A 24,709-nucleotide genomic window follows, 5' to 3' on the forward strand; every position below is an offset into this window, starting at 1 on the left:
CTATGTTCAGGCTACTAAACATGCCAGACCCGCAAGGCGTGCCCAAGATAAAGCGTCTTTTGCGTCGGTCCGCTTTAAGCCTGACCGATTTTGCAAGGTACCCTGTTTATCGAAAGATGCCTCATTTTGAAAAGATTGAGCACATCGTGTTCGTTTGCCAGGGCAACGTCTGCCGGAGCGCGTTTGCAGAATACTATCTCAAGTCCATCCTTTCTGACATGTCTGTGCTAGTAGAGTCCTGCGGACTGGAAGTCACGCGGGAATGCCTTTCTCCTCCTGATGCTGTCCAGGTTGCCACGTCCTTTGGTGTGGACCTGAAGCCGCATCGTTCAAAAGGAATCCTCTCAACGAAAATGGAAACGGCTGACATGGTCATCGCCATGGAATATCAGCAAGTTGTCAGGCTTAGAAAGATGTTCCCCGTCCTCGCCCAAAGGATACTTTTGTTGTCAGCTTTCGCACCTTTGCCATATCGGCTGATCACTAATATCTATGATCCTTTTGGGTTGGGTGAGGCTGAGTTGGCTCGTTGTTTTAGGCAGATGGTAAGGGCGGTGGACAGTCTGAACAGGCAGTTCATAATGAGAGGCAAAGGCTATGAGTAAACTATACTTCATCCGGGTTAAAGATATATGGCAATCACTTTCTGCACAGGATACTTTGTTCTGGTTGGCTAATATTTATTTATTTCTTGAATATGTGCGTCCTCAGACGCTTTATCCATCGATTGCAGTGTTGCCATTCGCAAGAATTACAATCGCTTTGGGTATGTTTTTTCTTTTGCTCGGAAACCTCAATAAGTTCGTAAAAAATCCAGTAAATAAGTTAATGATTATGATGTTGTTGGTAATATTGATTTCTTCAGCTAACGCTCTATCCCCGGGCATTGCTTTTGGCAAGGTGTCAGAATTCATATCATGGCTATTTATTTATTTCATAATAGTCAATGCTATTAATACGGAAGACAGATTTTTGATTTTTATGCTGGCCTTTTTGCTTTACAGCTTCAAGATGTCCCAGTTTTCCTTTCTGAACTGGGTAGCTACTGGGTTCAGTTTCCGCAGGGAGGGGACGGGGGGCGGCCCCGGATGGTTCAACAACTCGGGCGAATTCGGCATACAGATGTGTATATTTTTGCCGCTTGCATCATGCTTTTATTATGCACTGCACCATCACTGGTCAAAGGTAAAAAAGGTGTTCTTTATACTTTTCCCGCTTACCGCTCTCACAGGGGCGATCTCCTGTTCGTCTCGTGGTGCTTTAGTCGGAGTGGCTGGCATTCTATTGTTCATGATGTTCAAGACAAAAAACAAACTTAAAGTACTCTTCCTCGTTATAATCACAGTTTGCCTCGCTTTCGTTTTGCTGCCGGACAAACAGAAAGAGAGGCTTGTCGCCTCAGGCCAGGACAATACTTCTGTCAGTAGGTTGCAATTATGGGAGGTAGGCCTGGATATGGTGCGTCGCCATCCTGTGCTGGGCGTAGGGTACAAAAATTGGGGAGTCGCACAAGCCGAGGTCTATGGAACGCAAAACCAATTGTTGCCGCATAATGTTTTCATAGAGTGCGCGGCCGAACTTGGCCTCTCCGGACTTGTCTGCTTTGTCCTCTTAATCGGATACACCTTTTACAACAATCACCAAAGCAGAGAACTGCTCAAATCCTCTGTGGACGGGAGATTTTTATCCCTCATGGCCGACGGGCTTGACGCAGCTCTAGTGGGATTTCTTGTCAGTGGTTTCTTTGTCACGGTCCTTTACTATCCCTATTTCTGGATCAATTTGTCCATGACTGTGGCGCTGAGAAACATTGCAGGATCTAGGGGGGAAACAACTCAGGTCGTCGCTCACAATGCAGAGTTGTCTCTTCAACAGGTGGGGGCGTGATGAGACCCTCAGGCATCTTGGTCTATTATCACTGTAGGTCAAATACGGGCTATGCAATAGGTCGGCATGAACCGGACTTTTTTACAATGGCGGAGACGTTGACCGGTGACATGAGTCATGTACACGTAGGGTACACAAGCCTTGACGGCGGGTTTCCTGACTACTTACCTTCCTCGTTCAACAACGTAATAAAGTTTGATCCCGACGTTGTTAAGGATTTGGACCAGCTTTCACATTACATTAAACAAAACCGTATAGAAATTGTTTTTGGATTTGACCAACCTGTCAAATCCAAGTCCTATAGAGTGATGAAAAAAGCCGGTGTTAAACTGATAGTTTCCTATTGGGGTGCCCCCATGAGTGATATCAATCATGGGGTGAAACTTTTATTCAAACGTCTTCAAGTCAGGCTTACGCACTACAAACCTGATCATTATATCTTCCAGTCGAAAGCCATGGCTGATTCTGCTGTATTTGGCAGAGGTGTCAGTGCTGAAGACGTGAGTGTTGTCTATAATGCTGTTGATACGAACGTATACAAGCCTGATATTAGTTCGTGGAAATATGCCTACGATCACTTTAAGATCCCCACTAATCGTAAAATTTTTTTTTACTCGGGACATATGGAGGAACGAAAAGGTGTTCATGTAATTGTAAACTGCGCCAAAGAGTTGGTGGACGTAAGAAACCGAAAAGACGCACATTTTCTCATACTGGGAAATGTCGATGGGCAGGAGAAGCGGTTTGAATCCATGTATCTCGGAACCAAGGCGGAAGGTTTCATCACCTTTGGGGGATACCGTAATGATGTGAGTCGCATCCATTCCTCTTGTTACGCGGGTGTTATAGCCTCGACGGGGTGGGATTCCTTCACTATGTCTTCTATGGAAATGGCTTCCTCGGGATTGCCTCTTGTCGTTTCCGATTTACAGGGTTTAAAAGAAACGATCGAACCCGAACGTACCGGTTTTCTCGTCACGCCTGGTGATCATATGGCATTAGCCGATAAAATCGAGGTGTTGCTGAGTGACAAGGAATTGCGCGATCGAATGGGGAGGGCGGCCCGGCAGAGGGTCGTGGAGAACTTTTCCCTAAAAGAGCATATCGCTAAACTTACTGATACGGTGACGAGGCTGTATGCAGAAACCATCCTTTGATTCTGTCAAGTCTTTAGGAAAGTTGATTGTATCAGGTCTTCTTGCGAAGTCCGGCATGCTTTCCCTTCTGGAGCGCATGCTCCTGAAGGAAAGTGCCCTAGTCCTCATGTATCATCGTGTGCTTGCCAGTTCTGCCAACGATGGGGCCGTGCATCCAGGCATGTACGTAGATGTCAGCACGTTCGATAAGCATGTCGGCTATCTCATGGATAATTTCCACGTAGTTTTTCTGGATGAACTGGTCGCCAAACTACTGAGAAATGAAAGCGTCGCCAACTGCTGTGCGATCACCTTTGATGACGGGTGGCTCGACAACTACACGCACGCATTGCCCGTGCTAGAGAAGCATCGGGCTCCCGCCACAATTTTCCTGGCTACCGGTTACATCGGTACCGACTCGAATTTCTGGCCTGAAGAACTTTGGTGCTATCTTAAGCGGTTGTCCGTGAAGAAGGTGGGGATTGACGATGTGCCGCCGTCGCTCGCCGATCCTTTTAATGATTATGGAAAACGCGATGCCGCCTTTGACGACAACTTCTGTGCTGGGTTCATTGAGCATATGAAGTTGGCTTCGGAGCGGATACGAAAGGACACTCTTGCCGCTTTTAGCCAGATACTAGGACCATGTGATGCGGGGAGGTTGATGCTGAACTGGGAAGAGGTTAATGCAATGGGTAAAACTGGACTGGTGAGATTCGGTGCTCACTCTGTCCACCATCAGATCCTCGACTCAATAGATGCAACTCTCGCCGCGGAAGAAATTGCTGGTTCGGGTTCGGCATTACGCGCCAAGTGCTGCAGTGTTTCCAATATCTTCGCCTTTCCCAACGGCAATCACAATGTGCAACTGCAAGATGTTGTTGCAACAAATGGTTATAGCGCGGCGGTGACTACAACCAGGGGGGTTGTGACCTCGGCGACGAACCCGTTTGCCATTCCCAGAGTTGCCATACACCAAGGCGTCACCAGCACCATTTCCAGGCTCAGGTCTAGATTGTTATTTAGGAAATTTTAAATGAACATATTAGTCACTGATGGGGAAAATAGAGCCGCACTTGCGGTGACCAGGTCGCTTGGTAGACTCGGGCACGCCGTTTACGTTTGTGGGAGAAGTAGTGGTAATCTTTCTGCCGCTTCGAAATTCTGCCATAAAGCACTATGCACTCCCAGTCCTCTTTATGGGTTGACCTCGTACTGTAATGAAATATTGGATATTATCACTAACAACAATATAGAAGTTGTTTTCCCAATTACTGAAGAATCAACATATTCTATCAATAATGTGAGAAGTTTGCTAGGTGCAAATGTTATTATCGCTTCTCCAATGAACAGCCAGATAGAAGCAATAAGAAACAAATATGAGCTATATAAGATGGCGGATCGGTTAGGGATCGATATCCCCTCCACCGTTTACGTCACTGACCCCGAGCATATAGATGAAGCAGTAAATAAACTGGCATCTTTCCCGGTTGTAGTTAAACCCGCTTTTTCAAAAACTGTGGACGGAGATACAGTCCTCGCCGCAGGTGTAGCATACGCCAACGATAAAGAACAGTTGATGGAGCTATACGCCACTAACCCTGCGCTTAAATATCCGTCTGTCATCCAGGAAAGGATTCAAGGCGAGGGAAGTGGTTTGTTTACTCTGTTTTCCAGGGACCATCATCTCGCCCTGTTTTCCCATCGCAGGCTGCTTGAAAAGCCCCCAACTGGCGGCGTGAGTGTACTTTGCGAAAGCATACCACTAGATGAAGTCATGGTTGACGCAGCAAGTAGGCTGTTAACCACGGTAGGGTGGACGGGCGTTGCCATGGTTGAATTTAAAAGAGACCGAAGAGACGGCAAGCCCAAACTCATGGAAATCAATGGTAGGTTCTGGGGGTCACTGCAATTGGCCATCGCCTCCGGCGTCAATTTCCCTGCGCTATGTCTGGAGTACTACCTCAATAAAAATAGTCTGAATCATTTAGCCATGTACAAGACTGGCCACAAGTTGAAGTGGTCTTTTGGCTTATTGGATCACTTAATCATCAGGCTTAAAAACAGGGACCTCTTTAATGACCCGACCCTCCCTTCATATGGATATGCACTGCAGGAACTTTTCAACGTATGGGGAAAAAACCGGTCGTCAGATGTCTTTGCCGTTGACGATCTCGGCCCAATCATAGCCGAAGCGAGCGGATACGTGCGTAACCTGTTGAGGTGAAACCTTGATCAACATTCTGCATACGATAGACACGACGGGTCCGGGTGGAGCGGAGGCGGTTTTCCTCGATCTTGTCAGGAGGCTTGATGAAAAGGAATTCTGCAATTTCGTCGCTATACGGGGGCCGGGATGGGTCAACGATGAACTGCTTAAATTAGGGGTGTCACCGATATACATTAACTCCAAGGGTTCTCTGAGTTTCGCCTACCTCTGGCAATTGGTCCGTTGCATTCGGGAATATAGAATAGACGTTGTGCAGTCGCACCTGCTTGGCGCTAATTTATATGCGAGTCTGGCTGGAATGCTGTGCCGTGTTCCAGTAGTTGCCACTTTTCACGGTTATGTAGATGTCCAATCCAACGAGCGTTTTGCACGGGTCAAATCATTTATCATTAACACCGGGGCGTCTTTTTTAGTCTACGTTTCTGAGAACCTGAGAAGCTTCTATGTGGATCAGAGGGGGTTCCGCCGCGATAAGTCCGTAACTATACATAATGGAGTCGACACTTCGAGGTATTGTCCATGCGTTGACAACAGTATCAGGACATCAATTGGTTTAACGGAGGAGGACATTCTTGTCGGTTCCGTTGGCAACATCCGCACTGCTAAAGGGTATGAATACCTGCTAAATGCCGCAAGGCGGGTCGTCGACTGTAACCCTCGATTCCATTTCGCAGTCGCTGGGGGCGGAGGAGGAGGGCTGCGGGACAAGCTGCTTCAGCTTAGAAAGGACTTGATGCTTGAAAATAACTTCTTCTTCTTGGACTACCAGCCGGATGTAGCTACCTTCTTGAATAATCTTGACATCTTCGTGTTACCATCGGTTACAGAAGGCTTTTCCATATCAACTCTTGAAGCAATGGCGTGCGGGGTTCCAGTCATAGCGACTCGGAGCGGGGGGCCTGAAGAAATCATCCAAGATGGTGAAACGGGATTTCTCGTAAAACCTTGTGACGCCCAGACCTTGGCAACTGCAATCGTTGATGTTTACGGCGCCAGTTCGAAGGCCAAAACTTGTGCTGCGAAAGCTTTGGATGTCGCTAAGTCAACGTTTTCCTCTGCCACGATGATGCAAAAGTATCAGCTTCTTTATCGCACGGTTCTTGGTGCGGCTTGCTGAGTGGAGTGGCTTATGTTAGAGACCGTCTATAACAATTCGCCTGTATGGTTACAACAGGTTTTCGTTACAGCGGCTGGGCTGCGTCTTCATTTTCAACGGAAGGGTGGCGGATACGGGCGCTATCTGGCTGAAGCCTTGGCGACCGAGAAACTAACGTCTACCCTTTTAGAGGAACTGCGGATTCAGTTGCTGAGGGACTTGGTTGGTTACTGCCTGCACGCGGTCCCTTTTTACCAAGACTGGAATTCAAAAAACCACCTCCACCCTGCTGACATAAAACACATTCGCGATATCAGATATTTGCCTATTATCGACAAGGATGCTATACGGGCCAATCCCGAATTCTACTGCGCAAGCGGATATCTGAATAAGCGGGGTACGTTCCAGTTACATACAAGCGGTACCACTGGGAAGCCCCTGACGATTTTTTGCGACGTAGAGTCCCGTCGCCGCCATTATGCCTACTGGGAAAGGTTTCTCAAATGGTACGGTGTTGGAAGTAACTCACGGCGAGCAACATTCTGTGGCAGGTTGATCGTTCCTCAAATGCGGAACACCGCACCATTTTGGCGTCATGACCCGGTTCAGAATAACCTGCTGTTCTCTTCTTATCACATTTGCGATGCCAATATTCCTTTTTACCTCGAGAAACTGCGTCGTTATGAGCCGGCATACCTTGATGGATATCCCTCGGCGATCTCGGTAATAGCCAGATATATTTTAGAGCACGATCTGCCTCCCTTGCCAAGCCTTCGTGTGGTGTTTACCTCAGCCGAAACACTGTTGCCTGACCAAAGACTTGCAATGGAAGAGGCATTTAAGGTCCCAGTCGCTGATCAGTACGGTTGTACCGAGATGGCGATATTCGTCAGCCAATGTCCTTACGGCTCATATCATTTGAATTCGGACTACAGTCTGCTTGAAGTTTTGGATTCCCATGGTGAGGCTACACCCGCTGGCCAACTTGGTGAAGCCATTTGCACCGTCTTCGTTAATAAAACTATGCCTTTGGTGCGGTATCGACTGGGGGACCTGCTGACGGCTCCCGAACCATCCTCATGTGGGTGCGGCCTCCATTTCCCAATTGTCGCACAAATCATAGGCCGGAAAGATGATGCCATTCGTACTCCCGACGGGCGCATCGTTGGCCGACTGGATCCCCTGTTCAAAGGGCTGAGTAATATCATCGAAACGCAACTTGTCCAAACCCAAAACGACACTCTGCTGGTCCGCCTTGTCCCTGCGAAAAACTTTTGTGAAAAGGATGAGGACAAGCTGCTCATGGCGCTTAAGGGGAGGTTGGGGGGGCAACTCATTATCGAAATCGAGAAAATGGATGCTATTCCAAGAGAACCCAATGGAAAATTCAGAGCCGTCATCTCGCATGTACGAGGCTAAACCAGGCACAACGGTGGGGACTGTAACCCTTATGGCTGCGGGCGACCTTTGCCCTGCTGATCATTACTTCACGCTAGGGCACGGTTTTGCCGATCCGACAAAAGTCGAAGAGGGGTTAGGCGCTCTTGCCCCCTTGTTACGGCGCGCGGATCTTGCGATAGCGAATTTGGAATGCCCTCTTAGTAGGGTTACCGTAGCTAGGGAAAGCTATGAACAAAAAGCTTTTCGTGGTTCGCCAGTCGTTGCTCCTATCATCCGGAAGGGGGGGGTGGCGTTGCTGTGTGTTGCAAACAACCATGTGCTCCAACATGGTAAGGCTGCTTTTGATGAAACGTTGGACAGTTTGGTACAGGCGGGGATACAACCAGTCGGGAACTCGGCTGAAGGACATGCCATAAACCCAATTTTTCGCAACGTGGCGAACCTCAACCTTGGCTTCATCGCTGTATCTCTCGTTCCCGATAAGCGTCACAACACTCGCGAAGTAACCTATGACAAACCCGAAGTAGCCCAACTTGCAGATTGTGTGCGCACAGTTGCTGCGACCGTTGATCATTTGATTGTATCCATTCACTGGGGAACTGAAGGACCAGCCATTCCATCATCTGCAGAAATAAGTCTTGGACGGCATCTGATAGAAAGCGGGGCCAGTGTGATCCTGGGCCATCATTCTCATGTCGTCAGACCGGTAGAACCCTGGGGGAATGGCCTTATTTTTTACAGCTTGGGGAACCTCCTGTTCGACCTCGAATGGTCGCCGCAATATTCACTCGGGGTAGTTGCTGAGATCCGGTTGGGGCCCAAGGGAAGTCGGGTCAGTTGGGATCTGCATTTCTGTAAATGCAGAGGTGGAAAGATACACGTGCTGAACTCCGCAGATAACAAAGCCGCAGTCGAACGCTTGGAGACTTTAAAGCGGTTTATGGATGCTGAGTCTCCAGAGGGTATTGACGCTACTCACGACCGGGCTGAGCGCAGTATTGAAAAGGAGTTGCAGCTCCGGAAAATGTTTTTTTTTCTACGGAATTTTTTTAAGGGGAACGCGATAGGAAAGGCATGTTTTTTATTTCACAAGCTTTTACGCTGAGGTCCTCATGAGGGTCGTTCATACTTTACATTATTGCAATGGTGGCATCTTGAAGTTCGTCGAATCGTTGATTCAAAACTTCAATCCTGGGTTTGAGCATCACGTGTTAATTCTGAACTCATGCGATCGGAACAACGAGATGATTAGATCTGCTACGTCAATCACCAATTTTGATTTTGATATCAACCCACTGTCATCGACTTTTCGATTCAAACGTAAACTGAATAATCTAAAGCCCGAATTACTTCACTCGCACAGTTTTCTTCCCGGCATCCTGAGCCGTCATTTTCTGCCAGATGCCGTTCATGTCGCAACTATTCATAATGAATATCCCCATTTTAAACCAAGAACACTGCGGGAGCAGCTTAAGTTGCGTCTGGAATACCGGTCGTTGACTAAATACAGCAGTTCAGTGGTTTGCGTATCCAGTTCCGTTCGCGGTCTTGTCGATGCAGCCATGCCTGGGCTACCTACCGTGACTATCAACAATGGAGTCCCGATAGGTGTTTTAGATTATCCTTCAAAGAAAAAAACGTCAGTTCCAGTTATTCTTAGTCTTGGACGTCTTGACTATCAAAAGGGGTATGACGTACTGCTCGAAGCTTTCGCATTAGTGCTGGGAAAAGGAGTGAAAGCCAATCTACGCATAGTGGGCGAAGGAAATCTTAGGGGGGGGTTGCTGGATAAGGCTCGCATGCTTGGAATTTCAGATTTTGTGGCTATGCCTGGGTTTTCTTCTTCGCCTGCGGCCGAATACCGAGAAGCGGACATTTTTGTATGTTCTTCGCGTTTTGAAGGTCTGTCATTAGCTACCGCAGAGGCGATGTCATACGCACTACCCTTGGTTACAACAAACGTTGGGGGGATTGTTCCGATGGTTCAGGATGGTCTTGATGCGCTCATAGTTCCTAAGGAGGACCCAAAAGCACTGGCCGCAGCCATCTACAAACTGGTTGAAACCCCGAATCTCAGAACAAGTATCGGCGTCGCGGGGCGAAAAGTTGCCGAGAATTCCTTGAGCATTAAGAATACTGCTGCCGAATATGAGTGTCTCTATAAAAGGCTTTTGAGTGAGGTTCATTAAGGATATGGACCTTCTCCCAACTGTTTCAGTAGTTATCCCTGCCCGTAACGCTTCCAAGTACCTTCGGCAATGCCTCGCCTCTTTGACTAGCGTTGAGTACCCTCGCCACCTGGTGGAAATCATAGTGGCGGATAACGGCTCTACTGACGATACTGCTGAAATCGCCACGCAATACGGTGCTGCTGTCTATGATGCTTCTGGGCTTAAGGTTGGTGGTGTCCGAAACCTTGGAGCTGTACACGCCAAAGGTGATGTCTTAGCTTTTACTGATTCGGACATCGTTGTTGGGACCACATGGATAGCAAGTGCGGTGGAAGCGCTTGAAGTTGGCGGTGTCGGTGCAGTCGGCGGTGTCTGTCGAGCTCCTGAGACAGGGACGTGGGTCGAAAAGGCCTGGACGACCTGTAGTTCTGACTCCGTCAGGTATACGAACTGTCTGGCGGGCAGCAATTTCATCATACGTCGCGAACTATTTGAAAAGCTCGGGGGCTTTGATGAAACTATAGTCGTGGCAGAAGATGATGACCTCTCCAGAAGGATCGTTTCGCAGGAACTCGTTTTGCTGAACGCTCCGGGATGTGCCGTGACCCATCTGGGCTATCCGGCCACGCTCGGGGCTTTAGCGATAAGGCAGGTTTTGTTTGGTGGAACAGTGGTGCCTTGCCCTACAGGGCTTTTGGAGGCTATGAATCTACTTTCAATGATGTTTTGTCTTTCTCTGCTTGTTCTCGTGGCTGGTTTGGTTATGGGGCAATATTTACTATGTCTTATCTCCTTGATGGTATTGTTTTTGGTCCCCCTTGTTGTAGCGGCAAAAAAAGCTGCCGAGGGGAATGAATTTTATAATAAAATTTGGCACTTGGGTATGCTGTGGCCGATCTACTTCTCGTATTTTATAGGTAGAAGTTTAAGATACACAAAATATGCAGTCGCAAAAAGGCAAGACCTTGGGTAATGAATACCGAGGTCTTGCCTTTAAAGCCATTTTATTTCAAGATTGTTGTTGGTTTTAGATTCGACGGAGGTGACACGGAGTCTCCGAAATTCACCAATACTCCGTTTGAAGGAGTTTGGTTTACATCAACAACATAAAGATACCCACTGCCATTGCTGGGGATGCTACCCTGATTTACCGTAAAGGTTATTGAAGTGCTTGACCATGCAACAGGAATCTGAATTGTGCAATTCCCCTTGGTGTCCCATGTGGACCCTGAGCATACTTCTACTCTGGCAGGAGTGTTGTCTATATAATAATCATCGAACCAGAAAAAATAACCGTTAGTGTTGCCATAACTGTCATTGCCATCAAACGGTGACATGACGTAATCGATGGTACTGTTGGGTTCGTTTGCTGTCCTCGTAATTTTGCCAATCAGATCCACGTTCTTTTTGTTGTTTACCCACTGTTCGTAAGCACCATTTGCTGTGCCCGGTGGATTCGAAAGCTTGTAGTGGTATTCAACCCTGTTCCACAACTTGGCGTTCTGTCCTGCTACCACGTTTTGTGCATAAGTAGTCCCTGTATCTGTAACAAATCCCCTGTCAGTGCCAGTTACCGTGCCTGCTGAGTTTGGGCGAACAGTCTCATAGAATTTTGGCACTCCAGAATAAGAAGGGTTGGAACCACCACGCGTCCATTTAAATATGAATGGAGCACTCTCTGTTCCTGTATAGTGGGTCCAGTAGGCTTGGTAAGTGACATAGAGTTCCATTGTTCCAGATGGTAAATTCGTGCCGATCCTAGGAAACATCGAGTTTTTACCAGTGGTGTAATCCATCTTTGCACTTTTGGAACCGTTATTTCCAAAAAAATTATCTGTTTTTATGTAGGCCTTGGATCCATCTCCCCCCAGGTTGTCGTAACCTGCGTTAACCACCATATCTGCGCCATCAGGATATGACTCAAAATTATCCCATTTTATTGGGGCTGCAGGCGACTTCGTCCCAAAGCTACTTCCCGTTATTGTTACATTTTGGCCGTGGCTTAGCACGCTGCTCACACTCGAAATGAAAGGTGGTGCCACCGCCGCAAGTCCAGCGGCAGGAAATATGAGCACAGCGCACAGTGTTATAAAAAGCCTCTCTTTTGCATTCGCTCTTTTGTTTGACATTGTGAGCTCCTTGAACTGAGTTCGTAATTCATGATCTTGTTTCACACGTTCTATGCCGAAAGCCTGGGGCGCTAACTCTTTTGGGGGCTTTCGGCATCCCGGCCGTCTCGGTGAGACCCGTGGCTTTCCGTCCCATCCTTGCGAATGGTTTGGTTTTATCGATTACTTTATTTGGTTGTCAATACTGCGGCAAAACGACTCTCAAAACTGTGACTGCAAGCGCCGGAATCACTTATTCTAACCTACCGTTTCCGGTTTTTGACTGTGACGTACACGTTGGAAGCCTGCTTTGTATTGCCCGCGGCATCATAGGCCTTGGCTGAGAGCGTGTATGAAGTGTTATTAGCTACTGTCGTGGTGTCCCAGACGTAACTGTAGGGAGCTTGAGTGACCGTAGCCACCAACTTCCCGCTGACGAAGAAATCGACTTTAGTGACACCGACGTTGTCAGTGGCGTTGGCCTTGATGGTAACCAACCCGCTTACATAGGTTTTCGTAGCCGGCGACGTTATGGCTATCGTGGGAGCTATGGTATCGGTCGTTGGGTTGGAGACGTTGACCGCGTTGCTTTGCGATATTCCGGCGTTGCCTGCTGCGTCGTAGGCCTTTGCTGTCAGCGTATAGCTGCCGTTGGCAACGGCTGTAGTGTTCCAACTGTAGGCGTACGGGGCGGCGCTACTGGTCGCGACCAGGACGCCGTTTCGGTAGAACTCGACTTTACTGACCCCGATGTTGTCTGACGCGCTGGCGGTTACGGTGACCGTCCCGCTCACGGTGCTGCCACTGGCGGGCGAGGTTACGGCGACGGTTGGAGCCGTGGCGTCGGGGGTTACGTTGGAGACGTTGACTGACGTGCTCTGGGACGCCCCGGCGTTGCCGGCGGCGTCGTACGCTTTGGCCGTCAGCGTGTAGCTGCCGTTGGCAACGGCTGTGGTGTTCCAGCTGTAGGCGTACGGCGCCGCGCTGCTGGTTGCGACCAGTGCGCCGTTTCTGTAGAACTCGACTTTACTGACCCCGACATTGTCGGACGCGCTGGCGGTCACTGTGACCGTCCCGCTCACCGTGCTGCCACTGGTAGGCGAGGTTACAGCAACGGTCGGAGCGGTGGTGTCGTTACTTACCGAGACCACAGAGCTCTGCGATTGGGTGGCGTTTCCTGCGGCATCGAAGGCTTTTGCCACCAGGGTGTAGCTGCCGTTTGCCACGGTCCTGGTATCCCAGCTGTAGCTGTAGGGAGCTGTGGCGACGGTGGCTTGCAGCACGTTGTTGCTGTAAAACTCGACCTTGCTGACACCTACGTTGTCACTGGCGCTGGCGGTAACCGTGACCGTGCCGCTGACCGTGGCCCCCGTAATTGGGGAGGAAAGCGCCACACTCGGGGCGATGAGATCGTTCGATACATTGACTGTCAGTACCTGCGACTGCCCCAGGTTCCCCGCCGCGTCGTACGCCTTGGCCGTCAGGTTGTACACGCCGTTGGCGACTGTCTTGCTGTTCCACGCGTAGGAGTAGGGGGCCATGTTCGTGGCTGATAGCAGGGCGTTGTTCAGGTAGAACTCGACCCTGCTCACGCCGACGTTGTCCGAGGCACTGGCGGCGATGTTCACCGACCCGCTCACGGTCATGTTGTTTCCGGGGGAAGTGAGGGAGACGGTGGGGGCTGTGAGGTCGTTGGCCACGTTTACCGTGACGCTCTGGGACTGCCCGATGTTTCCGGCGGCATCGTAAGCCTTGGTCATCAGGGTGTAGCTCCCCGGGGCGAGGGCTCCGGTGTTCCAGGAGTAGACGTAGGGGGAGGAGGGGATGGTCGCCTGCAGCGCGCCGTTCACGTAGAACTCCACCTTGGTCACCCCGACGTTGTCGGCAGCGTCAGCCGTGACCGACACGGTGCCTGCCACCGTCGCGGAATTTGAGGGGTAGGTGATGGCGGTGGTGGGTGCCTGCATCTCGGCGACGGTTACCACGTTGGAATAAGCGCTCTCCTCGCCGGCCGCGTTGTAGGCGGTGACGGCGAAACTGTAGGAGTGGGCGGGGTCGAGGTTGGCGATGGAGGCCGTGGTGATGTTCTGCACGTCAACCGGGGCCGGCCCCTGGAACGGTTGCACGGTGGAGTCGGGCTGGTAGTGGACCTTGTAGCCGACCACGGCGGTGTCCGGCGAGGGGTCCCATTGCAGGGAAACGGAGGACGCGGAAGCCGCGCTGCTCATCCCCATGGCCATGATGGCGGCAACGACCGCGTTGACGCACATCTTCTGCAGGCGTACCGCGTGGTTGATCTCGCTCCTGCGCACGTACCCCTCAGCGACAAGGATATCGCCGAGTTTTCTTCCGGTCTGGCCCTGTTTGGCGAGGGCCGACTCCAGCTGTTCGCGGGTGACGTGGCCGGTGGAAATGAGCAGCTCGCCCAGCCTGAGGGGCGTACCTGCCGGGATTGCCTGGTTCTGCTGCCAGTCAAGGAGCCCTTTTAGCTGCAGTTCGGTGAGTATCCCAAGGCGCATGAAGACCTCGCCCAGACGCTCCCCGCTCTTTTTCTGCTCGGCGATGGCATGGTCGAGCTGCTGCGCGGTGATCCTCCCCGACTGCACCAGTAGGGCGCCCAGCAGCTGCCGGTCGCCAGCCGCCAGTTTGACAGCGTTCTCCATGTGGCTTAGGTGCTGCTGGATGGACAGCGGGGCCGCGACGTCCTCAGGGTTCAGGACCCCCATTCTGACCAGGACGCCGCCAAGCAGCTCGTGGGTCGTCTTTTGCTCCCTGAGGGCTCGATCGAGGGCGCGCTTCGACACGAATTTGCCATCGAGCAGTATCTGCCCGAGCGCACGCCTGGAAATCCTTTGAAACAGGTTTGGACTCTGCATGATCAGCTCCTTTCTGCAGGCGGATGTACTGTCTCGCTCCGCAGTGGCGTTCGTCAGACATACGCCTAGAGTGCCGCAACATAGCCATGCTCAATCAGTGGGGAAGGTGCCTAGTAGGAGGCGGATAGTCAGGGGCTATCTGACAGTTTAAATCCTTTCCGCACGCGTGGCAATGTCATTATGATTTATATTTTGTCTCGGTTTGTCAATCAATTAGCTTGCAGAAGGTATTTTTTGCACAGGCTGTACTTTTTTGCCTATCTTGCAGAGTATGGTGATTCAGATTGCATAATTTTCATTGTCGTTTTATATTTTCGGCATGATCAAGGTCTGTCACATCATCTCCGGGGATCTCTGGGCTGGCGCCGAGGTTATGGCGTGCCACCTGCTGCGGGAACTTGTCCTCACAGAGGAGCTGAGGCTTTATGTGCTGCTGCTAAACGACGGGCGGCTGGCGGCTGAACTGAGGGAAGCAGGCCTTTCCGTCACCGTATTCGACGAGAGCCGTTGCTCTTTCACAAAACTGGCCGGTGAGGTCCGCAATTTCCTCAAGAAGGACCCCCCAGACCTGATCCATTCGCACAGGTACAAGGAGAACCTCCTTGCCCTTATGGGGAGCGCGGGGAGCCCCCGCACCCGCCTGATCGCCACTCAGCATGGCCTTCCGGAAGAGAATGGGCTCTCCCTGCTACAGGGAGCCAAGGTGAGGGCGAACTTTTTCCTGATGAGCCGGTTTTTCGATAGGACTGTAGCTGTTTCCAGGGATATCCGGGACCACCTGGTACAGAGCCTGGGCTTTCGTGACGACCGCGTTGCCGTGATCCACAACGGCGTTCCGATCCCTTCTGAAAACGTTTCTCCCGCCTCCTGCGTCGCCGGTTTCCGCATCGGCTCCTCGGGGCGGCTTTGCCAGGTGAAAGACTACCCCCTAATGGTCGCAGTTGCCAGCATCGTTTGTGCGAAACGCCAGGCCCGGTTTCTGCTGGCCGGGGAGGGGAGCTGCCGGGGAGAAATTGCCGCGTCTATAACTGCGCGCGGCCTGGATGGACGCTTCGTTCTCGCCGGGCATCTTGATGACATGGACTCCTTCTACCGGGGGCTCGACCTCTACCTCAACACTTCCCGGCACGAGGGGATCCCAATGACCATTCTGGAGGCGATGGCACGGGGGGTACCGGTCGTGGCCCCGGCAGTGGGGGGGGATCGGCGAGATCGTCGAGCACGGCGTGGAGGGGTTCCTGGTCGACGGGCGTGACCCGGAGGCCTTTGCCCGGCGCTGCCTGGAGTTGGCCGACAATTCGGAACTGCACGCAGCGATGTCGCGCGCCGCGCGCCTGAAAGCGGACCGTGAGTTTTCCTCACGGCAGATGGCGCAACACTACTACCGGATCTATCAGGAAGTGCTGGCAGACTGAAACCGGAGCATACCTATGGCCCTTCTCCTGTCCTTGTTTATCTTCCTCGTCTTCTTCGCCTACTTCGGCTACCCTTTATCCCTTTACCTCATCTCAAGGTTCAAGGTAAGGGAAGTGCGCAGGGCGCCCTGCACACCCAGGGTGACCTTCATCATCACCGCCTTCAACGAGGAAAAGCGCATCCGGCAAAAGCTGGAAAATACGCTGGCGCTCACCTATGCCCCAGAACTTATACAGATCATAGTCGCCTCCGACGGTTCCACCGACCGCACTAACGAGATAGTGAGGGAGTTCGCGGCAAATGGGGTGCGACTCCTCGAGGTGAAGGACCGGGGGGGGAAAGAGAACGCCCAGAAGGAGGCAGTCGCCGCGGCGGATGGTGACATTCTGGTGTTCTCTGACGTGGCGACGGTCATTGACCCCGAGAGCCTGCACCACATGATGGCCAACTTCGCCGACCCTTGCATCGGATGCGTTAGCAGCGTCGACCGGGTCGTCGGGCGCGACGGGAAGCCGTGCGGTGAGGGGGCCTACGTGCGCTACGAGATGTGGCTGAGGGACCTGGAGGGGAGGGTGAACTCACTGGTGGGACTGAGTGGTTCCTTTTTCGCGGCCCGAAAGGAGGTCTGCCGGGACTTCTCGCCTGACATGCAGAGCGATTTCCGGACTTTGCTGAACAGCATGCGGTTCGGGTTGCGCGGGATCGGCGATAACCGGGTGATCGGGCATTACCAAGATGTGGCTGACAGCAACCGGGAGTTCGACCGCAAGGTGAGGACCGTACTCAGGGGACTGACTGTCTTCTTTAAGAACCTGGAATTTTTGAATGTATTTCGCTATGGCCTGTTCTCTTACCAGTTTTTCTGCCACAAACTGCTGCGCTGGCTGGTCCCTTTTTTCCTGGCAGCAGCCTTTCTGATCAACGCCGCACTCGCCCCGTCGCACCCCCTGTACCTCTTCCTCTTCCTGCTTCAGTGCGCCTTCTACTTTCTGGGAGTGGCCGGTTGGAAAAGCCCCATGCTGGCCCGTCGCCTCACGGTAAGGATCCCGCTTTACTTCCTTACGGTGAACTTTGCCATTGCCGTCGCCTGGTTGCGTTACCTGCGTGGAAATCGCCTGGTGATGTGGACTCCGTCCGAGAGGTGATGGCCTATGCGGGTTAAAGTTGCGGCAGTGGTTTTCTCCTGTTTCCTGCTTTTCGTGCTGGTTCCCTCCTTCCCCAGGGTACGGGCCATTATTGCCGCTCCACTTCGCGTGACCGATACCGAGGCTAAAGGGGATGCCTGCTACGTACTGGCGGGAGGGGAAACGGTCTGGGAGCGCCTCAATGCCGCCGCAGACCTGGTGCACCTAGGGAGGGTGCCGCGCATCTACCTGATGGATGCCCCCTCCAGGGACCAGTACAACGTTCGTGCTGGACGTTCCTGGAGCAGGGGCAAGTGGTACGTCGATTACCTCATCTGGCGCGGAGTGCCGGCAGAGCGCATTAGCTTCATTCCGAGCAGTCACGGATTTTTCGGGACCCGCGCCGAGGCCAGGACCCTTGCCTTGCATCTCCCTACTGGTGTACGGCAGGTTGTGATCGTGAGTTCAGCCCCGCATATGCGGAGGGCGCTCCTTGCCTTCCGGAGGGCTCTTCCCCCGCTGGTGGGCGTCGTGCCCTACGCGGCTACTGACCTCGCCAGCAGCCAGGAAATATACTACCCCCTGTGGATCGAGTACCTGAAACTTCTGGTCTACACCGTGGTTTCCTGACCGCTGTTTAAAGGGACATGTTGCTGACCGGGGTGGACGACTCTCCGACGTAAGCGCCACAATGAGGGGCATATCGGCCTGCCAGGCCATGTAATTCTATAAACGTGATTTGGATCACAGCGGATGAGCGCCAGTTCAGTTAGAAAGGTATAAAACTTGAGGTACACGACAATACTAAACCATCCGCGAGGGTGGGACGGAAAGCCTATAGGGTCTCTCTGAGACAGCCGGGTCGCCGAAATGCCTGCACTACAGGTCGGTGCCCGGCTTTTTTTTGCCTGAAATACGGGTTCGGCCTCTTGTGGAGGTCACAGTTGAAAGTAAAGCATGTATTGCTGGTTGTGGTGTTCGTCCTTGTTCCTTGCGCCGCTTTCCCATCTACTGTGATCCTGCAGTGGGACCCTTCCACCGATGCTGAGCTCGCTGGCTACCGGGTTTACTACCAAGCCAATTCTTCCGCACAGCCTTTCGTCGGCGGCGGCGCTGTCGAAGGGAGCGCTCCCGTCGATGTTTCCACCAGCACCACCGCCTCAATAAGCGGGCTCGATCCCGGCAACTCCTACTATTTCGCGGTCACCGCCTACAACACCAGCGGCGCCGAGAGCGTGTACTCGAACCTCGTGCAGGTAAAGGAGATGGTTCCCCCCGTGGTCGGTATCACCGCACCTTCGGCGAATGCGGCGGTGACTGGCTCGGTTGCGGTCTGGGTCAATGCCGCTGACAACGTCGGGGTCAGTAACGTCGAGTTGTACGTGAACGGGAACCTCCTCGCCAGCGCCAACTCTGCCCCCTACGCGTTCAACTGGCCTACCGCCTCGCTTGCCCCCGGACAGTACACGCTCACCGCGAAGGCCTACGACGCTGCCGGCAACGTGGGCAGCACCGATGAAGTGGTCTACGTCGCCGGCGACACCGCTGTGCCGACGGTCACCTTCACTGGGCCGGGAAACAACAAGCAGGTCAGCGGCACGGTAGCCGTGACTGCCAACGCCACCGACAACGTCGGCGTGACCGGCTTGGCCCTCTACGACAACTCCACCCTTATCTACGCCGCCAACCAGGGTAGCCTCAACTACAACTGGAACACCGCCGGCGCCGTGAACGGAACCCATACCCTGGTGGCCATAGCCTCCGATGCCGCCGGCAACGCCGGTTCCGCCAGCGTGACCGTGACGGTGGCCAACGATCTCATCCCCCCGAACGTCAATATCATTTCCCCCTCCTCGCCGGTACTTGGCAACGCCAATTTGAAGATCGCCGCTTCCGCGGTCGACAACGTGGCCGTGGTGAGGATGGAAGTCTACCTCGACGGGGCGCTGCTTTTGGGCACCAATTCCGGCTCCATCAGCGCCAGCGCAAAGGTGGGCGCCGGTACTCATACCGTCACCGTCAACGCCTACGACGCGGCAGGAAACAAGGGGAGCAGGGCGGTCTCCGTGTCCAGGTAGCAGAGGGAGGGCGCACAGAGCCAAAGCGTGGAGGAACGGGGACCCTGTATCGTTATTTATTGGAAGAAATAAGTTGCATTCTCTTTATAAATCACATAGTATCCGCACCCGATGGCGGGGACTCCCGCGCATCCAACCGAATACAGGTAGACGATAATACTAAACCATCCGCGAGGGTGGGACGGAAAGCCTATAGGGTCTCTCTGAGACAGCCGGGTCGCCGAAATGCCAAGTACTGGTGCTGCGGTCCCGGCTTTTCTATTTCCTCCCTCTGACAAAAGCCCAAGGCCCACGCCGATCCTTGGGAGTCATAGATGGAAGTGTGCGGAAGGACGGGGGTGAGCCCCGTGTCGGTACTGTTTTTTTTGTTCTTGCTGCTGTTCGTTCCCTATTCCTGTCTTGCCGCTACCGTCACGCTGGCCTGGGACCCCAGTCCCGACACCGACCTGGCGGGATACCGGATCTACTACCAGGCCAACAACAGTGATCTCCCCTTCCAGGGGACCGGAGCCGTCGAGGGGAACGCCCCCGTCGATGGAGGCAACGTCACCGTGGCCAGCATCAGCGGCCTTGATCCCGCCAACGCCTATTACTTCGCGGTGACGGCTTACAACTCAAGCGGGCAGGAGAGCGTCTACTCCAACGTCGTGCAGATCCCAGAAACCCTGCCCCCCCTGGTCAGCATAACCTCGCCCGCGGACAACGCTTCCGTCGCCACCACCCTTGCCATCAGCGCGGCCGCAACCGACAACGTCGGCGTTGCGAAAGTCCAGTTCCTCGTGAATGGCACCCCGGTGTACGAGACCAGCGCTGTTCCCTACACCTACACCTGGAACGCGGCAGCCCTTCCCGCCGGGAGCTACACCATCGCCGCCAGGGCCATCGACCTTTCGGGCAACGCCGCCGTGTCGAAAGCCGTGAACGTCTCCGTTGTCGGCGACGTGATCTCGCCCACCGTTTCCCTGGCGGTCCCTCCCCCCGATGCCAGTGTAGCCGGAACCATCAACGTATCGGCAGCCGCCAGCGATAACCTCGGTATCTCCAAGCTGGAGCTCTCCATCGACGGGACGCTGTTACTGAGCAGCAATCAGAGCCCGGTAAGCTACATCTGGAACACCGCCAACTTCGCCAACGGCAGCCATGTCATCAGCGCCAGGGCCTATGACGCGGCCGGCAACAGCGGCGTCGCATCAGCGACCGTCGTAGTCGACAACGGCACCAGCCAGACCGCCTCAACACCACCTTCCACCACAACCTCGACCTCGACCTCGACTGAAGCCGCTCCGCTTACCTTGGCAGATGCCCAACTCGCACTGCTGATTGCCTCGGGGCAGCAGAGCCCGACCATTGACCAGGTGCAGCGCCTGGACTTGGCGCCTTACCTGAACGGCCAGCCCGCGCCTAACGGCAAGGTCGATACCGGTGATGTCGTGGTTATCCTCGCCAAACTGACTGGCAAGCTATGAAATGAGCAGGCAAAGCTCACGGTTCATGGGAAGAGAGTTATACGGCAAGTTCAGGAGGTGCCATGGGCATTTTACAACGGATAGTGCTGGTGATGATCATGCTAGTGGTTACAGCATGTGGAGGCGGGGGAGGGGCTGAGGTTACGGTGACGGTTCCGATTCGCGCCACCATGGCTACCGTGGTGACCGGCACCACCGCCGTCGGCACCGTGTCGGTGACTGGACTTGCGGTGGCGGCCCCTTACGGTCTCAACTTCGCAGTGACCATGCCACCCGGGGCCACCTTGTCGGCAGTGGCCACCTCGGGGGGGTACGCGGCTAGCGGTTTTGCCAGCATCTCGGGCACCAATGGCCTTATCCTCGTCAGCAGCGATGTAGCCTCCGGCGAGATCATGACCGTCACCTTTGCCAACGTTCCGTCGGGCGCCCAGGCAAGCGACTTCGGCATTGCCGTGACAGCTGTCTATGACCGTAACGGCACGCTGATCCAGTAGGTTTATTAGTTGCGGGTGACGAGGAAGGGGCGCCGGCGTGCGGCAGGAAAGGGGGGACAGCCCAGGCACTGCGAGCAACGCGTAGCGCCGAGTCGGGACGTCTGAGTGGCGAACCGTAGAACTTAAAATGTAGAACGTAGACCCTAAATCCGGTTTTAGTGCCTCTTGCCGTTGCTCCGTGTATCGAAGAAGTTCTTGTTGAGCAGGATCGCCTTGCTGTCCAGGATGCTGATCACGGCCGACCTTTCCAGGCTGCGCAACACGCGACTCATGGTCTCGCGGGTTACCGAGGCGTAGCTCGCCATCTGCTGATGGGTCATCTTCACGTCTATGATGACGCCACGGTCGTCGCGGACCCCGTAGAGTTCGCCCAGCCGGTCCAGCAGTGACAGCACCCGGTCCTGTGCGTTCTCGGCGTTGAAGCTCAGGATCTTGATCATCTCCCACGATTCGCGCAGCCGGCTGCACAAGAGCTCGATGATCTTTCTGCGGATTTCGTCGTTGCGCATCAGGTGCTGCTGGAAATCGTCCTTGTGCAAAAGCCCGATCACCGAGTCCTCGTGGGCAATGATGGTGGCCGGTGAGGTCTTGTTATCCAGAAGCGACATCTCTCCGAAGAAGTCGTTCTTCTTGTGGATGGTGATGATCTGCTCTTTCCCCTCGTCGTTCATCTTCACCACCCGCACCTTTCCGGAATAGATCAGGTACATGTAGCTGGAGGTATCCTCCTCGTACAGCACTATCTGTTCCTTCTCGTAATTCTTCTTTCTGAACAGCTTCTCGACCTGGTCTACCTCGTCAAGTGTCAGGGACGAGAAGAAGGGGATGCTGCTGATGATGTTCGTTTCGTGCTTATGTCTTTGGGACGTAGGACAAGTCATCACAGTGCCTCCGGCTCTGATTTTACCTCAGCCATTCGAAGGTTTAACACAAACAATTAGCACTTGTCAATTTATGCCTTAGGCTGTATAGGTATAGCAGGCACTGGCCTGCTTTTATGGCTGTGCAGCAGGCAGTTGACAGTTGCTGGCAGGTGCTTACTGAGTGCCAAAGACATCGGCACGCTTCGACTTGGTCTTTACCAGGCAGAACAGGTGAGATGGGGAGGGCATCAGGGGCTTTGCTGGTGTCTTGCCCGAGAGGTAACGATGGCGCTTATGCTGATTTCAGTCTTGCTGCTGCTGGTATCCGTGCTGCGCATCGTGCTGCTGGAGAGACGAAGCGGAGCACTAAGCTACCTCGCTGCGCCCTTTTTCGCCATAGCCGTCCTGGAACTGTTCGATTACTTTGCCCTCAACGACATATGGCCGGAAACGGACTGGATGCGGTGCGCCCTGTTCGTGGAGGCGCTTTTGCCGTCTCTGTGGCTCCTTTTGAGCGTCACCTACGCTCGCGACATCCCGGAGCGGGGGCTCCCGCTGAAGAACCGCCTGCTGGTCGGCATCAGTTCACTGCTGGTGCTGGTCCCCGCATTCCTGCCGCGCGGCTCCTTCTACTACGCACCGGATTTCCCCGCCGAGCCGGTGCTGTTTCTGGGTGACGCCGGCTTTTACTTCTATGTCACCATCCTGGTGCTACTCGTGGTGGCCCTGATCAACTTCGAGTCCACCTTGGCGAACGCCTCTTCGGAAGCGCTGTGGCGGGTGAAGCTCGATATCGTCGCGCTCGGCTCCATGCTCGCGGTGCTCGCCTTCTACTATTCCAACGCCTTGTTGTACCGCTCCCTCAACCTGGAGCTCGCGCCGCTGCGTTCCCTGCTTTTTGTGATCGCGTCGGTGATGATGCTCTACACTCGCTCCCACTGGCGCGGTAGCGCCCGCGTCAAGATCTCCCAGGCAGTCCTGCTGAAATCGGTGGTCATGGCCGTGGTCGCCGCCTACCTCATCATGCTCGGCGTTCTGGGCGAGGGTATGAAGTATTTCGGGCCGCTCTTCCCGCGGATGCTCACCTTGTCCTTAGGGTTCATCGCGGGGATCCTGTTGCTGTTGCTGCTGCTCTCCGACCGGGCCAAGCGGGAGATTAAGGTGCTGCTGCACAAGCACTTCTACCAGAGCAAGTATGACTATCGCGCCCAGTGGCTGGGGCTGACCGAACGGCTGTCGACCTTCGAAGACGGAGACGACCTGGTTAAAAGGGTGCTCCTTGCCTATTGCGAGATCTTCGGCGTCCAGGGAGCCGCCCTGTACCAACACCAGCAGGGGTGCGGCTGGTACTGCGTCGCCTCGACGCTGGAACTGGAGCCGCTTCGGGAAACGATCAGCGACGACAACCCGATCCTCAACTCCCTGCGGGAGCGCAGGTGGGTCTTTTGCAGCAGCGACCCCAATCGGGAGCTTGGCGCGCGCGAGTGGGAGTTCCTGCGCCGCTACGGCATCTCCTTCGTGGTCCCCCTGTTCGAGGAAGAGACCCTCTCCGGTTTCGTCGTGCTCGGTGCGCAGGTCGTCCCGGATGAACAGTACCGCTACGAGGATTTCGATCTCATGAAGACCATCGCACGCCAGGTGTCGGTGGCCGTTCAGCATCAGCGCCTCTCCGAACAGCTCACCCAGTCCAAGGCCATGGAGGCCGTGGGGGGGCTCGCCACCTTCGTGGTGCACGACCTGAAAAACCTGGCGGCGACCATATCGCTGGTGCTTGAGAATGCGCGGGAGCATATCGACAACCCGGAGTTCCAGCAGGACATGCTGAACAGCCTGGGCAATACGACCAGGAAGATGCACCACCTGATCGGCCGCCTGCGCAACCTGGGCGAGAGCGAACTATTGCAGAGGCGCCCGGTCGATCTGTTGAGGCTTACTGAGACTTGCGCCGGGATGGTGCAGGGGAGGATGATCTCGGTGCAGGGGAGCCAGCAGGTTGTGCTTGGGGACCGCGAGGAACTGCAGAAAGTGCTGCTGAACCTGTTCCTGAATGCGGTCGAGGCGTCCCCCTCCGATGCCCCCATAGCCGTGGAAGTCGGGTGCAACGGCACCCCTTTCGTCAAGGTGACCGACCGGGGCTGCGGCATGTCGCCGCGTTTTATCAGAAACGACCTGTTTGTGCCGTTTCGCAGTTCCAAACAGACCGGTCTCGGCATCGGTTTGTACCAGTCGCGCCAGATCGTGACGGCCCACGGCGGCAGCATCGAGGTTGCCAGCGTGGAAGGGGAGGGGACCGTCTTCACCGTCCACCTTCCCGTCGCCGAGGACGATCCAGCTTCCGGCGCGATCGCGGCTGCATGAAGGAG

21 protein-coding genes and 3 riboswitches are annotated in these 24,709 nt (G+C 54.0%); of the genes, 18 read left to right on the plus strand and 3 right to left on the minus strand.

Annotation, left to right across the window (positions count from 1 at the left end; genetic code table 11):
- Positions 1-2 precede the first annotated feature (2 nt).
- The 10 genes from JFN90_RS14920 (at position 3) to JFN90_RS14965 (ending at position 10,894) form a co-directional block, all read left to right on the plus strand.
- Complete coding sequence (locus tag JFN90_RS14920) at positions 3-605, plus strand: arsenate reductase/protein-tyrosine-phosphatase family protein (RefSeq protein ID WP_199395918.1); 603 nt, start codon at positions 3-5, stop codon at positions 603-605.
- The gene (locus tag JFN90_RS14925) at positions 598-1,887 is read left to right on the plus strand and encodes an O-antigen ligase family protein (protein ID WP_199395919.1); all 1,290 of its coding nucleotides are present in this window, start codon (positions 598-600) and stop codon (positions 1,885-1,887) included. Before JFN90_RS14920 ends, JFN90_RS14925 begins: the two co-directional genes overlap by 8 nt.
- An 86-nt stretch (positions 1,888-1,973) precedes the next feature.
- Complete coding sequence (locus tag JFN90_RS14930; RefSeq protein WP_199395920.1) at positions 1,974-3,044, plus strand: glycosyltransferase family 4 protein; 1,071 nt, start codon at positions 1,974-1,976, stop codon at positions 3,042-3,044.
- On the plus strand, positions 3,025-4,059 hold the full coding sequence (locus JFN90_RS14935) for a polysaccharide deacetylase family protein (protein WP_199395921.1): 1,035 nt from the start codon (positions 3,025-3,027) through the stop codon (positions 4,057-4,059). The genes JFN90_RS14930 and JFN90_RS14935 overlap by 20 nt, the downstream gene beginning before the upstream one ends.
- Positions 4,060-5,250 carry a carboxylate--amine ligase gene (locus JFN90_RS14940; protein WP_199395922.1) on the plus strand — a complete coding sequence of 397 codons (1,191 nt, stop codon included), beginning with the start codon at positions 4,060-4,062 and terminating at the stop codon, positions 5,248-5,250.
- Positions 5,251-5,254: 4 nt separating this feature from the next.
- A complete protein-coding gene (locus JFN90_RS14945) occupies positions 5,255-6,370 on the plus strand; it encodes a glycosyltransferase (protein WP_199395923.1) in 1,116 nt (371 codons plus the stop codon).
- A gap of 12 nt (positions 6,371-6,382) precedes the next feature.
- Positions 6,383-7,768, plus strand: a complete 1,386-nt coding sequence (locus JFN90_RS14950) for a phenylacetate--CoA ligase family protein (RefSeq protein WP_199395924.1) — start codon at positions 6,383-6,385, stop codon at positions 7,766-7,768.
- A complete protein-coding gene (locus JFN90_RS14955; protein ID WP_199395925.1) occupies positions 7,728-8,855 on the plus strand; it encodes a CapA family protein in 1,128 nt (375 codons plus the stop codon). Before JFN90_RS14950 ends, JFN90_RS14955 begins: the two co-directional genes overlap by 41 nt.
- Positions 8,856-8,904: 49 nt before the next feature.
- Positions 8,905-9,939: a glycosyltransferase gene (locus JFN90_RS14960; protein ID WP_199395926.1), complete on the plus strand. Its 1,035-nt coding sequence runs from the start codon at positions 8,905-8,907 to the stop codon at positions 9,937-9,939.
- Between the two features lie 4 nt (positions 9,940-9,943).
- Positions 9,944-10,894, plus strand: a complete 951-nt coding sequence (locus JFN90_RS14965) for a glycosyltransferase (protein ID WP_236019024.1) — start codon at positions 9,944-9,946, stop codon at positions 10,892-10,894.
- 31 nt (positions 10,895-10,925) lie between these two features.
- On the opposite strand, the gene JFN90_RS14970 is transcribed toward JFN90_RS14965, so the two are convergent.
- Both JFN90_RS14970 and JFN90_RS14975 read right to left on the minus strand, forming a co-directional pair.
- Entirely contained in the window at positions 10,926-12,050 is a 1,125-nt protein-coding gene (locus JFN90_RS14970; RefSeq protein WP_199395928.1) for an IPT/TIG domain-containing protein, read from the minus strand.
- Positions 12,051-12,139: 89 nt separating this feature from the next.
- A riboswitch (cyclic di-GMP riboswitch) is annotated at positions 12,140-12,214 on the minus strand.
- A gap of 78 nt (positions 12,215-12,292) precedes the next feature.
- Positions 12,293-14,905 carry an Ig-like domain-containing protein gene (locus tag JFN90_RS14975; protein ID WP_199395929.1) on the minus strand — a complete coding sequence of 871 codons (2,613 nt, stop codon included), beginning with the start codon at positions 14,903-14,905 and terminating at the stop codon, positions 12,293-12,295.
- A 298-nt stretch (positions 14,906-15,203) separates the two neighbouring features.
- On the opposite strand from JFN90_RS14975, the gene JFN90_RS14980 reads away from it, so the two are divergent.
- The 7 genes from JFN90_RS14980 to JFN90_RS15005 all read left to right on the plus strand — a co-directional run bounded on the left by JFN90_RS14980 (position 15,204) and on the right by JFN90_RS15005 (position 21,483).
- Positions 15,204-16,160 (plus strand): glycosyltransferase, encoded by a 957-nt coding sequence (locus JFN90_RS14980; RefSeq protein ID WP_268898662.1) that lies wholly within the window; start codon positions 15,204-15,206, stop codon positions 16,158-16,160.
- Positions 16,132-16,320, plus strand: a complete 189-nt coding sequence (locus tag JFN90_RS22425) for a glycosyltransferase (RefSeq protein ID WP_328755742.1) — start codon at positions 16,132-16,134, stop codon at positions 16,318-16,320. Before JFN90_RS14980 ends, JFN90_RS22425 begins: the two co-directional genes overlap by 29 nt.
- A 15-nt stretch (positions 16,321-16,335) precedes the next feature.
- Positions 16,336-17,466 (plus strand): glycosyltransferase family 2 protein, encoded by a 1,131-nt coding sequence (locus JFN90_RS14985; protein WP_199395930.1) that lies wholly within the window; start codon positions 16,336-16,338, stop codon positions 17,464-17,466.
- Positions 17,467-17,472: 6 nt separating this feature from the next.
- The gene (locus JFN90_RS14990) at positions 17,473-18,075 is read left to right on the plus strand and encodes a YdcF family protein (protein ID WP_199395931.1); all 603 of its coding nucleotides are present in this window, start codon (positions 17,473-17,475) and stop codon (positions 18,073-18,075) included.
- Positions 18,076-18,238: 163 nt separating this feature from the next.
- A riboswitch (cyclic di-GMP riboswitch) is annotated at positions 18,239-18,315 on the plus strand.
- Between the two features lie 74 nt (positions 18,316-18,389).
- On the plus strand, positions 18,390-19,523 hold the full coding sequence (locus tag JFN90_RS14995) for an Ig-like domain-containing protein (RefSeq protein WP_199395932.1): 1,134 nt from the start codon (positions 18,390-18,392) through the stop codon (positions 19,521-19,523).
- A 148-nt stretch (positions 19,524-19,671) separates the two neighbouring features.
- A riboswitch (cyclic di-GMP riboswitch) is annotated at positions 19,672-19,748 on the plus strand.
- A gap of 122 nt (positions 19,749-19,870) precedes the next feature.
- Positions 19,871-20,989, plus strand: a complete 1,119-nt coding sequence (locus tag JFN90_RS15000; RefSeq protein WP_199395933.1) for an Ig-like domain-containing protein — start codon at positions 19,871-19,873, stop codon at positions 20,987-20,989.
- Between the two features lie 62 nt (positions 20,990-21,051).
- The gene (locus tag JFN90_RS15005) at positions 21,052-21,483 is read left to right on the plus strand and encodes a hypothetical protein (protein WP_199395934.1); all 432 of its coding nucleotides are present in this window, start codon (positions 21,052-21,054) and stop codon (positions 21,481-21,483) included.
- Between the two features lie 155 nt (positions 21,484-21,638).
- Here JFN90_RS15005 and JFN90_RS15010 read toward each other — a convergent pair whose 3' ends face one another.
- Positions 21,639-22,364 (minus strand): Crp/Fnr family transcriptional regulator, encoded by a 726-nt coding sequence (locus tag JFN90_RS15010; protein ID WP_199395935.1) that lies wholly within the window; start codon positions 22,362-22,364, stop codon positions 21,639-21,641.
- Positions 22,365-22,640: 276 nt separating this feature from the next.
- Between JFN90_RS15010 and prsK the strand changes: the two genes are divergently transcribed.
- Positions 22,641-24,704 carry an XrtA/PEP-CTERM system histidine kinase PrsK gene (gene prsK / locus JFN90_RS15015; RefSeq protein ID WP_236019019.1) on the plus strand — a complete coding sequence of 688 codons (2,064 nt, stop codon included), beginning with the start codon at positions 22,641-22,643 and terminating at the stop codon, positions 24,702-24,704.
- Positions 24,705-24,709 lie beyond the last annotated feature (5 nt).

The organism is Geomonas propionica (assembly GCF_016458235.1).
In the GTDB taxonomy this organism is placed as follows: Bacteria; Desulfobacterota; Desulfuromonadia; order Geobacterales; family Geobacteraceae; genus Geomonas; species Geomonas propionica.

Bases quoted from the DNA above. Each gene is read 5' to 3' on its own strand.
- JFN90_RS14920 (WP_199395918.1), top strand. From the start codon at position 3: ATGTTCAGGCTACTAAACATGCCAGACCCGCAAGGCGTGCCCAAGATA.
- JFN90_RS14925 (WP_199395919.1), top strand. From the start codon at position 598: ATGAGTAAACTATACTTCATCCGGGTTAAAGATATATGGCAATCACTT.
- JFN90_RS14930 (WP_199395920.1), top strand. From the start codon at position 1,974: ATGGCGGAGACGTTGACCGGTGACATGAGTCATGTACACGTAGGGTAC.
- JFN90_RS14935 (WP_199395921.1), top strand. From the start codon at position 3,025: ATGCAGAAACCATCCTTTGATTCTGTCAAGTCTTTAGGAAAGTTGATT.
- JFN90_RS14940 (WP_199395922.1), top strand. From the start codon at position 4,060: ATGAACATATTAGTCACTGATGGGGAAAATAGAGCCGCACTTGCGGTG.
- JFN90_RS14950 (WP_199395924.1), top strand. From the start codon at position 6,383: ATGTTAGAGACCGTCTATAACAATTCGCCTGTATGGTTACAACAGGTT.
- JFN90_RS14955 (WP_199395925.1), top strand. From the start codon at position 7,728: ATGGAAAATTCAGAGCCGTCATCTCGCATGTACGAGGCTAAACCAGGC.
- JFN90_RS14965 (WP_236019024.1), top strand. From the start codon at position 9,944: ATGGACCTTCTCCCAACTGTTTCAGTAGTTATCCCTGCCCGTAACGCT.
- JFN90_RS14970 (WP_199395928.1), bottom strand. From the start codon at position 12,050: ATGTCAAACAAAAGAGCGAATGCAAAAGAGAGGCTTTTTATAACACTG.
- JFN90_RS14975 (WP_199395929.1), bottom strand. From the start codon at position 14,905: ATGCAGAGTCCAAACCTGTTTCAAAGGATTTCCAGGCGTGCGCTCGGG.
- JFN90_RS14985 (WP_199395930.1), top strand. From the start codon at position 16,336: ATGGCCCTTCTCCTGTCCTTGTTTATCTTCCTCGTCTTCTTCGCCTAC.
- JFN90_RS14990 (WP_199395931.1), top strand. From the start codon at position 17,473: ATGCGGGTTAAAGTTGCGGCAGTGGTTTTCTCCTGTTTCCTGCTTTTC.
- JFN90_RS15005 (WP_199395934.1), top strand. From the start codon at position 21,052: ATGGGCATTTTACAACGGATAGTGCTGGTGATGATCATGCTAGTGGTT.
- JFN90_RS15010 (WP_199395935.1), bottom strand. From the start codon at position 22,364: ATGACTTGTCCTACGTCCCAAAGACATAAGCACGAAACGAACATCATC.
- prsK (WP_236019019.1), top strand. From the start codon at position 22,641: ATGCTGATTTCAGTCTTGCTGCTGCTGGTATCCGTGCTGCGCATCGTG.